Origin of the sequence: Blautia sp. aa_0143 (assembly GCF_004167315.1) — a bacterium.
Taxonomy (GTDB): domain Bacteria; phylum Bacillota; class Clostridia; order Lachnospirales; family Lachnospiraceae; genus Blautia_A; species Blautia_A fusiformis.
The window spans coordinates 1-10,791 of record NZ_RCXU01000051.1 but is presented as its reverse complement, the minus strand read 5'-3'; the positions used below and the strand labels follow the sequence as shown (position 1 = coordinate 10,791).

Genomic DNA, 10,791 nt, shown 5'->3' with positions numbered 1-10,791 from the left:
ATAAAGCTGGATACAGCATTTTTTAGTAAAAAAATAAATATATTTTACTTATAATGTGCAGATATGCACAGTTTACGCTTTCATCTCGGCAATTGAATTACCGAGGATTCCCGCTTATCTTCCTAAAATCAGAATCATTAGCATCCTTATCACTTACTGCATTCCACATTTCCAAAAATGTCTCCGTAAGCGACTGAACAGCATCTCCTTCTAAACGAATACCTGTATCTTTCCACTGTCCATACGGGTGTGTGTAATTAAAATATTCGTTTGCTAGATTATATCCACCTGTAAATCCGACTTTTCCATCAATAACTGTTATTTTTCTATGATCACGATTGTTCAAAAACAGATTTAAACCTGGCACAAACGGATTGAATACACGGCAATGAATTCCTATTGCCTCCATCTTTTTCACAAAATCTGTGTTAATAAAGCCTATAGAACCCATATCATCGTAGAATACTCTAACTTCCACACCTGCTTTTACTCGCTCTTCCAGAACATCTTGAATCTTATGCCATGGAATTGAATCCATATCGTGATTTATGTTGTATTCTGCATAAATTGTTCTCATCGTATCTTATCTCCATTTTCTTTTAATAATCAGTTATAGAGTTAAATATCGAAAACATTTCAATCAGTTCACCATGTCGTTATTGTTATACTGTGTTATGAAATTTTCTTTCCCTTATTTTTTCCCATATTAAGGTTCATGAAAACCAATGTGAGAATATAACACAAGGGAAAGAGTAAGGGAAAGCTCACTTGCTACAAACTTAGTATTTTCAAGGGTTTGCGAAGAATTTGATAATTAAATATAACAGTTATTAAATTTCCTAAAATATGTGAAATATCAACTGGAAGTTGACTATCAACTGATAATCAAAAATATCATTCCTAAAATTGCAAATCCTTCACAGATCGCAATTATCTAAAATCTGTCGAGCTCTTCGTATAGAAAAACAGTAATTTCATTCTTTCGAAATTTTTAATTCTACGTCTCCGTTACTCAGCAATTCTACAACCTCACGCTCTGGCATATTCATTTTTCCCAGTCTTACCTCTTGTTTATCATCGTTCACGGAATCCTTGTTAGAACTACCACATGCAACCAGACAGGCTGTGAGGATAATTTCCAGAATAACTGATAAATATTTCTTCATATGGCTACACCTAGTTCTTTATTATTTCTTTTCATCAAGCAAAATAACACCTTGTGCCGGATTTTTATCAATTGCACCAACTATCTCATGTGGAACATATGGCTCTTCAAGATATGCAAGGTCTTCGGCAGTTAATTTAATGTCAAATGCTCCGGCTGAATCATCCAGATACTGCGTTTTGGTTGCCCCAATAATAGGCGATAGAATTCCCTTTGCCCACTGCCATGCAATGGCTATCTGGGACATTTTGCAGTTATACTTTTCGGCAAGCTCCGCTACACGTTTAACTATCTGCATGTCTTCCGCTTCAGTCTTATCATATTTTCCCATGGCAACCCTATCCGTGGTTCCACGAAGAGACTCTGATTTCCACTGTGGTCTTGCCAGATGTCCGGCTGCAAGAGGGCTATACGGCATTAACGAAACTTTCATTTGCTTACAAATTGGTAGCAATTCTCTCTCATCCTCTCTGTAAAGCAAATTATAATGATTCTCCATCGCAGAAAATGGTGTCCATCCATTGTCTCTTGCGGCTAACTGCATATTATAAAACTGATATCCATACATGGCAGATGCACCAAGTGCCCTGACCTTTCCTGCTTTTACCAGATCGTGCAGTGCCTCCATAGTTTCTTCAATTGGTGTATCATAGTCAAATCTATGGATGATATATAAATCAAGATAGTCGGTTCCAAGACGTGACAGAGTTCCATCTATTTCCCTCATGATTGCCTGTCTTGATAAACGACCTTCATTAAAATATACCTTGGATGCAATCACAACCTGATTTCTCGCTACATTTTTCTTCAATGCTTTACCTAAATATTCCTCACTTGTTCCTGCTGAATATCCATTTGCTGTATCAAAAAAGTTATATCCCAAATCAAGTGCATGCTTGATAACATTCTCACTTTCAGCTTCATCCAACGTCCAGTTATGCATGGTTCCAGCTTTCCCAAAACTCATACAGCCCACACATAATTTTGACACTTCTATATCTGTATTTCCGAGTTTACCGTATTCCATAGTGCTCTCCTTATCTTAATCCAGCGTACTCTTTCTCCGATACCGCCTCACACCACTCATTGGAACAATCCACTCCCGGCACCTCAATTGCCAGATGGGAAAACCATTCATCCGGAGCGGCCCCATGCCAGTGCTTTACATCTACCGGAATGTTAATACAGTCACCCGGTTTCATTTCTACCGCATCCCTGCCTTCTTCCTGATAAAACCCTCGGCCGGCTACACATACTAAGATCTGCCCGCCACCGCTTTTTGCATGATGAATATGCCAATTATTCCTGCATCCGGGTTCAAATGTCACGTTGAAAATGCCAACCTGAGAAGTGGAAATCGGTGCAAGAAAACTTCTGCCAGAAAAATACTGTGCAAAGCCATCATTTGGTGCACCAATTGGAAATACCATCTCTTTTGCATGCGCCCGCATTGCTTCCTCTTCGTATGGTAAATCTCCTTCACCTGCCTCCCACACTTCCTTTGCAAGATTGAAAACAGCCCATGCTTTTGGCCATCCTGCATAAAATGCGACATGTGTGATTACTGCGGCAATCTCTTTTTGTGTTACACCATGATTTTTTGCATTTTGAAGATGATATTTTAAAGAAGAATCTGTAATTCCGGAAGCCATCAGAGCAACCACTGTGATGATACTTCTTGTTTTTACGTCGATGTCCTGGTTATTCCAGTTTTCGCCGAAAAGTACATCATCGTTAAAATGTGCAAATTCCGGTGCGAATTCACCAAGTGTATTTCTTCCTGCTGTCTGTACTATTTTTCCCATTTTCTGTATACCTCCATAGCACTGTTATTTATAAAGATTTTACCCACTCACTGATTTCCTGTTTTGTTCCACGGTTTAACAGGCTGCCTTCTGTGATAACCGCATCCGGTGCAGATGGCTGTAATTCCTTTACAGTATTACCGAATCCACTTCCACCGGATGTTGCAAAGAGCACAATCTTTTTGCCACTGAAATCATAGGCTTCCAAAAATGTATTGACAATTGTCGGAGCTACATACCACCAGATTGGGAATCCCAGAAGGATCTCATCATAAGAACTCATATCCATCTTTTTCTTCATAATCTCCGGTCTGTATTTCTTATCACTCATTTCCACACTGCTGCGGGATTTTTTATTCATCCAGTCAAGATCAGCCTTTGTATATGGAACTTTTGGCTCAATCTCAAATAAATCCGCTTTTGCTTCCTCTGCAATCATTTCTGCTACTTTTTTTGTTGTCCCGCTTGCACTGAAAAATGCGACTAAATTTTTACTCATAATAAAAATCCCCTTTCTTTGCGAATTTTTCGTATAAAAATAGATGTATAAGATTTGAATTTCTCTTATACATCTATTTTATACCTGATATTTTTATTATGTCTAATGCTTATATTGAATTCCATTCTATGCCTGAAAAGCATTTATTTCTTCTATCATTTTACTGACCGCCAGAGAATATGGAATGTTTCGTCTCCAGGCAATCACAGTACTTGTTGTGATTTCAGGAGAAATTCTTCGCTGTACAAGAATATCCTCCCGCCAATACTTTGCAGCACCTTCGATGGATACCGGATAGCCCAGTCCATTTGCTGCCATAACTCCGGCATTCGTTCCAAGATTACTTGTAAAAGCAATCTGCAGTTTCGAAAAGTCTTTTCCAAACCAATTGGCAAGTTCACTTTGAACATTTACTCTTTCCGGCAGGATCAATGGTTTTCCAATAAGATCTTCTTTTCTTATAAACTCTTTTTCTGCCAGCGGATCATCCGGCCGCATTCCAACACACCAGTGATCGCAATCTGTGATCCGGATATAATCCAGACCTTCGGTGTCCACCGGCTCCATGAATAATGCAATATCTACAAGTCCTTTGTTCATCATCTCATACACTGCATCTGCTGTTGCAGTATGCAATACAATCTGAACCAGCGGGTATTTTTCTTTATATGTTTTACATATCTCCGCCAATGTCTCCACCGCTGCAAATTCACCGCATCCAATGGTTATATTTCCCTCTACAACATCTTCTTTTCCTTTCAGTTCCTCAAGTGTTTTTTCCTCAAGATTAAGGATCTCCAGGGCACGCCTTTTTAATAAAATCCCCTCTTCAGTAAGCGAAATTTTCTTCCCGCTTCGAATAAATAATGTTACTCCAAGCTCCTCTTCAAATGCCGCCATTTGTCTGGATAGCGTTGGCTGAGTAATATGCAATTGTTCTGCTGCTTTTGTAAAGCTCTGTTCTTTTGCCACCGTCAGAAAATAGCGCAATAGTCTTAATTCCATATTTTTTATTCCCACAACTTCCGATTTCTATTTTTGTTTCCATAGCATAGTGTACTCTTTTTCACCAGTATCTTCATCTAAACCTTCACATTGAATAATGAACCCTTCTCTTTGGTAAAAAGAAATTGCTCTGGCATTCTTCTGATATACATTTAATCGTAAGCTGACTTTTTTATCCTTAATATAATCCAATAAAAGCTTACCTATGCCACATGACTGCATTTCATCAGAGACAAAAATACCTTCGATATATTCATCATTTAGTCCTACAAATCCTTGTATCATTTTATCTGCTTCAAACACATAAACTTCGGATTGTGACAGCATTTCTTTCACTAATTCATAATTACTTTTCCAGTATTGATTGGAAATAAAATAATGTGCTTTCAGATTTGTCTTTAACCATATGTCAGCGACTCTATCGATATCTCTGTTCAGCAACTTTCTAATCATAACAAATATTCTCCACAACAACATCCTTTATGCTTTTCTCTTTTATCTATTCTATCACAAGCTTACCATTAATCATCGATTTTTTGATATTTTTTCTTTTCCCCTACTGCAAAACAGCATCTGAGCGTTTCGTTATATAGAGTGGTACAAATACAGAGCAAAACTAAAATGTTAGCTGGAAATTGATCCTTTTGAATGGAATTTTGTGTCACGAACGTGATTAGAAAATAACAAAAGCGTTCGTTGTCAGCTAATCCAGCTAACATTTTCGAACGCTTTGAAGCCCGTCCATAAGAGGATTTGAACCTCCGACCCCTCGCTTAGGAGAGCTCCAACCTATTGTCACTCTCTGTCAATCTGAGGTAAGGTAAACCCATATGGGACACTATATAAAACTGTTTCCGATTCAATTCGAGTTATTCTGAATACCCCCTCTGTCAAGCTCTGTAAAGCTCTGAAAGTTAGCTGATTGTTTGCTCCAGCTAATAATCGGGGAATGCCTTGATATTACCATCGACATCTGTTATATGACCACCATGCTTCGTACGTTCGATCATGGTAAACAGTATTCAATTAAACTTTCCTATCATAAGTACAAGATATTTTCTTGTCTATAAATAATATAACGCATACGAGACGGTTTGTCCATGCGTTTTTGACTGGCAAATTTATAAGCTGCTTTCATATTTTTAAACACGGACATAACCAGTAGATATACCTTCGATTCGGTTGGATGCTCCCGTACTCTGAATCAATGCAACTTCTAAGAGTGTTTTCAATTCATCTACATTGGCTTCGAGAAATAATTCCTGTTTGCCTTTATGTTCATGGATGCTGCTAACCATCTGAACAATTTCAGGTGTTAACAACTTCGCAGGACTTACAATAAAATCAAAGTCTCTCATAGGAATCTCCTTCATTTCAGATTTATCTCCATCATTCTATCATCAAATGATGGAGATAGAATATCCATATACACAATAAATATACTCATTTCATCCATATATTATATCGTTTTATGAATCGTTTTTTCACTAAAATTACACTATTTTTTCACTATTTTTCATTACTTCATCGTCTTCGCCAGTGAATTGAGCAATGCCCGCATCTCTGGATTCGCCAATACTTTTGCCAGAAGTTCCGGATCGACTTCATCAGCAACAGTAGTATTATTATTTTCCTGCTGTACATGCATCTGTGGATCCAGATTCTTTTTCTCATAAAATGCTTCTTCAAAAAGCTCTGCATTTTTCCTTCTGTCATCATCCAGAATATGAGAGTACACATCTGTAACCATATTGACCTGAGCATGGCCAGAATCACCCTGTACCGCCTTGATGTCTCCACCATTCAGTTTCAGCTTATAAGTAACACTGCTATGACGAAAACTGTGAAATACAACCGGTGGGAGATTATAGTCCTCGATCAATTTCTTTAAAGGGCCACGGATTGCTCCATCACCAAGAGGAAGACCAAAGGTACTTGCCATAACCAGGTTATAGTCCATATATTCGTCACCCAGGATTTCTTTCATTTCATCCTGCTCAGCTTTCCAGTCTACAAGCATATTAGCAACGCTCTTCGGTAAGAATATCTTACGTACACTACTTTCTGTCTTTGGTGTTTTCAGAATACGGACCGTAGAATTCTTCTTATGATTTGTCGGGAATACCAACAACACATCTTTTCCATCCAATGCATTCAACGATTCTTTTCTTATACGCTGTGATTCTTTGTTAATGAAGACATATGCACGGTTTTCTTCAATTGCCTCAGGAGAAATATCTACACAATCCCAGGTAAGACCAAGCAGCTCACCAAGTCGCAGGGAACATGAAAAAGATAGATTAATTGCGAGCTTTAATCGTTCATCTTCACAGACACTGAGCGCATACATCAATGTATCCGCTGTCCAGATGTCTCTTTTTTGTGATTTATGTTTTGGTACAGTCGCATGAGTACAGGGATTCTTCTCCATCAGTTCCCATTTCACTGCCTGTTCAAAACAGTTCCTGAGCAGCTTATTAACATCCCTGACCGTACTGGACGATACAAATTCATTTCGACTGGTTTTATTTAATGGATTGATAACGGCACGCCTCTTCAAAAGACTCTGATAATATCTTTCGATGAATCTGGTATTGATCTCTGAGAGTTTCGTATCACCAATGATCGGAAGAATATAGTTATTGATAAGAGAGACATTTCCTTCATATGTAGAAAGCGCCCAGTTTTCTTTGCCATAAAGTGCAACATATTCTGTAATAAGCTCATCCAGTGTTTTGCATTTACGGACGACAAATGATCCCATCTCTTTTTTATATTCAATTTCTTTTTTTCTTCTCTTTGCTTCGGCTTTTGTTTCATAGGTTTCCCATTTCTGTTTTCTCTCGCCTTTTTCATTCGTATAAGAAAAGATTACATTGAATTTTCCGTTTCGTTCTCTTATTGATGCCATATTATTGCATGCTCCTTTCCAAATCTCTTTGTTCCATCCAGTCCTCAAATTCATCCCGAAGGATCCTAACTCGACTGCCAACTTTTATTACTGTGAACTTTCCTTTATCCGCCCACTTGTTGATCATGCTTCTGCTGACCTTTGCCAGATAGGAAGCTTCATCAAAAGTAAGATACTTTATATTTCCATTGCTTCCTCGTATTCCGGTCTGTGATAATTTCTTCCGCCGGAAATTGGCCAGGGCAATATTTTGTTCCTGTGCAAGTTCTTCATAATCATTCGATGGATCCAGCTTATACCGATCCTGACCTTCCAGGAATTTTTGAAAACTCTCTTTTGTGATCCTTTTCTTTTCTGCAATCACAATGAATTCAAAAAAATGACTATACTTCGGATTATCAAGAATTGTATATACTGCGCTTCTGGTTGTTCCAAGTAGCTGTGCCATCTCAGGCATTGTAATTGTTGCATCTTCCAGAAGAGCGTCTTTTTCTCTGTCTTCCTTTGTTCGATACCGGGACTGGCTTTTATACCAGTTCTGAAAAGATTCTTTTGGTATTCGTTTCCAGTAATCGACAATAACAGCTTCCATTTGATTTTTCTTGAGTAAATCATAAACAAGATAATCATCAACGCCCAACAAATCCGCGACTTCCTTAACAGAATAGGACCAGGATTTCAATTCTTTCCCTGGCTCTTCTCCAGTAACTTTATGATATTTAATCTGATTGGCGTACCATTTTTCAAAGCTGGCAATATTGATTCGTATCTTTCCGGCAATCTCTTTAGATTCAAAAACATTTTTATGTACCAGCCAGTATCGATCTGTCTTTTTTAATCCCAGCAGCTTTCCCATTTCCGGCACGGTCATCCAGGTTCTCTTTTGTGTTGGACGCCGTTTGTAAGGACTTTCTTCTGAAATCTTCGAAATGATTTCTTCCACATCGTCAATTTCCGGAATTCCTTTTTGTTTCATAATTGCTGTTGCCATTTATTCTTCACTTCCTGTCTTTTTTAGTGTTAGTGTTTTTTCTTATATCATATCTCAAATCCAGATAAAAATTTAGGATGTCGATGTAGACAAAATCTGTCTGATCAACACCCTGTTTTTTACTGTTCCAAGTTATCAAGCCAGTCATCGAAACTCTTCTTGGAGATGCGATACTTTCCGCCATCCAACTGGATCCACCGGAATTCCTTTTTCTTCAAAAGGTTATAAATAGTAGGTCTGCTGACTCCTAAGATTTCCTGTAACTCTTGAACTGTATAACATCTTTTCTCTGACATTTCTTTATCCTCTTTTCTTTGAAATATGAAAGAAAAATTATCCCTTCATATAACGAAACGCTCAGAGCATGTTTTACAGTGGTCAAAAGCAAATTTTTTTACTTTTTTTCCTACGAGTCTTCTTGCGAGTTTTTTAATACCACTCGTAAGAAACTCGTAACATTAAATTTTTCAGTAAAGAAAAAGAGCATATGGAATTGAATCCATACACTCTATGATTACTGGAACTTTATTTCATTTTTAATTCAACAAACTTTTGTTTATCTCGTTCTTAAGTTCATCTTTATTCTCGTATGTTCTCACTATCGGAATCGTATTCTGTCTGTTCTACATAATCTGCGGAACAGTCTCGTTTATACGGATAAAAAAATAAACTGAGCCACGGCTGTTCCAACATGAAATCAGCCGTGGCCTTATTTATATCATTTCACTCTTTTTTGAAATAGAACAACACCACAGCAACAACTCAAATCGACTTAAAATTCCAGACTATTCGCATTCAGCAAGAAATACTTCATTCCCATGATGACAAAACCTTCATCATTTCTCCAAGGCTTTTTGCTGCCATTTACAATGACAATCTTCTTGAAAGAGTCCGGAATATTACGCAGAGAATTGAACTCCTGCGTCTGTTTTTCTTCCGAAGTCATGTCATATGCAACCTGGATATAGTATCTCTGGTTTCCTTGATTCACCACAAAGTCAACCTCCAACTGCTTGCGAACACGTTTGCCCTCTTTATCCTTATCGAAGATATCCACGACACCCACATCAACATTGTAGCCACGGATCAGCAGCTCGTTATAAACAATGTTCTCCATGATATGAGTAGGCTCCTGCTGTCTGAAATTCAGACGTGCATTTCTCAGTCCCAGATCAGTAAAGTAGTATTTCAGATTTGCACCGATATACTTTCTGCCTTTAATATCGTATCGGCTTGCCTTGGAAATCAAAAAGGCATCTGTCAAATGGTCGATATGCTTGGAGATGGTTTTATTAGCATAAGTCATCTGGCGCTCACTGGCAAAGGTATTGGCAATCTTCGAAGGGTTGGTCGGTGCGCCGATTGCAGATGCAAGCACATCAACCAGAATCCCAATCTCATCCACGTTCTGAATCTTATTTCTTTCAATAACATCCTTCAGATAGACATTTGCAAAGATGTTCTTCAGATAGTCCGCTTTCTGTTGTTCGCTCTGGAAACTTACGATCTGCGGCAATCCTCCGTAGATCATGTAGTCATCCCAGGCATCATCATAATCGCCGTCATAGACAGAATAAAACTCTGCAAAGGAGAGAGGGTAGATTCTAATCTCATCACCTCTGCCGCGGAATTCGGTCACAATGTCGCTGGACAGGAACTTGGAATTACTTCCGGTGACATACACATCAATATTGCTCATGCGGAGCAGGCTGTTCAGCACTTCCTCAAATCGTGGCATGAACTGCACTTCATCCAAAAGGAGATAATACTTCCCGTCGTCTTTCATGGCATCCTTGATGTACTTGAAGCATACCTTGGGATCTCTTAATTCCTCGTTCTCAATACCATCCAATGCAATTTCAATAATATGATCAACATCAACGCCGTTCTCCAGTAAGTATCTCTTAAAGATGGTAAACAGCAAAAAGGATTTGCCACATCTACGAATGCCGGTAATCACCTTTATCATTCCATTATCTTTTCGCTCGATCAGCTGCTGTAGGTAAGCGTCTCTTTTAATCTCCATCGTTACACTCCCCATTTCCGTGCACCTACACACTTTTTAGTAATGAGATTCTATCACAGAACGACCTGAATTTCAATATGTATTCCCATTTTATGTGCATCTACACATTTTTATGTAATGTTGATAAATATATTTTCAGATTTTTTTGATTGCAGTGTCTATAATCGATTACTCCAATCGTTATTATAGGTAGACAACAAAAAGAAGATGGTTCCGATGTTTCATTAAATATGTTCGTTAAGGACAGCAATTTGACACTGCTGTCCTTTCTTTTATAAAATTGCAGTACACAGAAAAAAGCTGTAAAATGAAAAATATATTTGTCCTTGTAACAATTCTCGGACATTTGCCTGTTATACTATCTGCAAAAAGAAAAGGAAGTGACAATA

General features: G+C 38.1%; 11 protein-coding genes and 1 pseudogene. All 12 read right to left on the bottom strand.

Annotation, left to right across the window (positions count from 1 at the left end; all coding sequences use genetic code 11):
- Window positions 1-118: 118 nt before the first annotated feature.
- Window positions 119-523, bottom strand: a pseudogene (locus EAI83_RS16480) (phospholipase D-like domain-containing protein); the annotation flags it as partial.
- Between the two features lie 451 nt (window positions 524-974).
- A complete protein-coding gene (locus EAI83_RS16475; RefSeq protein WP_015526519.1) occupies window positions 975-1,166 on the bottom strand; it encodes a hypothetical protein in 192 nt (63 codons plus the stop codon).
- 21 nt (window positions 1,167-1,187) lie between these two features.
- Window positions 1,188-2,192 (bottom strand): aldo/keto reductase, encoded by a 1,005-nt coding sequence (locus EAI83_RS16470; RefSeq protein ID WP_015526520.1) that lies wholly within the window; start codon window positions 2,190-2,192, stop codon window positions 1,188-1,190.
- A 10-nt stretch (window positions 2,193-2,202) separates the two neighbouring features.
- Window positions 2,203-2,970, bottom strand: a complete 768-nt coding sequence (locus EAI83_RS16465) for a carboxymuconolactone decarboxylase family protein (protein ID WP_015526521.1) — start codon at window positions 2,968-2,970, stop codon at window positions 2,203-2,205.
- Window positions 2,971-2,998: 28 nt separating this feature from the next.
- Window positions 2,999-3,469, bottom strand: coding sequence for a flavodoxin (locus EAI83_RS16460; RefSeq protein WP_005426704.1), 471 nt, complete (start codon window positions 3,467-3,469; stop codon window positions 2,999-3,001).
- Between the two features lie 126 nt (window positions 3,470-3,595).
- Entirely contained in the window at window positions 3,596-4,474 is an 879-nt protein-coding gene (locus EAI83_RS16455) for a LysR family transcriptional regulator (RefSeq protein ID WP_021650153.1), read from the bottom strand.
- A 27-nt stretch (window positions 4,475-4,501) separates the two neighbouring features.
- Window positions 4,502-4,927, bottom strand: a complete 426-nt coding sequence (locus EAI83_RS16450; protein WP_129976200.1) for a GNAT family N-acetyltransferase — start codon at window positions 4,925-4,927, stop codon at window positions 4,502-4,504.
- 689 nt (window positions 4,928-5,616) lie between these two features.
- Window positions 5,617-5,832 carry a hypothetical protein gene (locus tag EAI83_RS16445; RefSeq protein ID WP_226977413.1) on the bottom strand — a complete coding sequence of 72 codons (216 nt, stop codon included), beginning with the start codon at window positions 5,830-5,832 and terminating at the stop codon, window positions 5,617-5,619.
- Window positions 5,833-5,993: 161 nt separating this feature from the next.
- Window positions 5,994-7,385 (bottom strand): tyrosine-type recombinase/integrase, encoded by a 1,392-nt coding sequence (locus tag EAI83_RS16440; protein ID WP_192926498.1) that lies wholly within the window; start codon window positions 7,383-7,385, stop codon window positions 5,994-5,996.
- Window position 7,386: 1 nt separating this feature from the next.
- Window positions 7,387-8,376, bottom strand: a complete 990-nt coding sequence (locus EAI83_RS16435) for a helix-turn-helix domain-containing protein (protein WP_129976196.1) — start codon at window positions 8,374-8,376, stop codon at window positions 7,387-7,389.
- A 119-nt stretch (window positions 8,377-8,495) separates the two neighbouring features.
- Window positions 8,496-8,672: a helix-turn-helix domain-containing protein gene (locus EAI83_RS16430; protein WP_003864535.1), complete on the bottom strand. Its 177-nt coding sequence runs from the start codon at window positions 8,670-8,672 to the stop codon at window positions 8,496-8,498.
- A gap of 476 nt (window positions 8,673-9,148) precedes the next feature.
- Window positions 9,149-10,402 (bottom strand): ATP-binding protein, encoded by a 1,254-nt coding sequence (locus EAI83_RS16425; protein ID WP_117606939.1) that lies wholly within the window; start codon window positions 10,400-10,402, stop codon window positions 9,149-9,151.
- Window positions 10,403-10,791 lie beyond the last annotated feature (389 nt).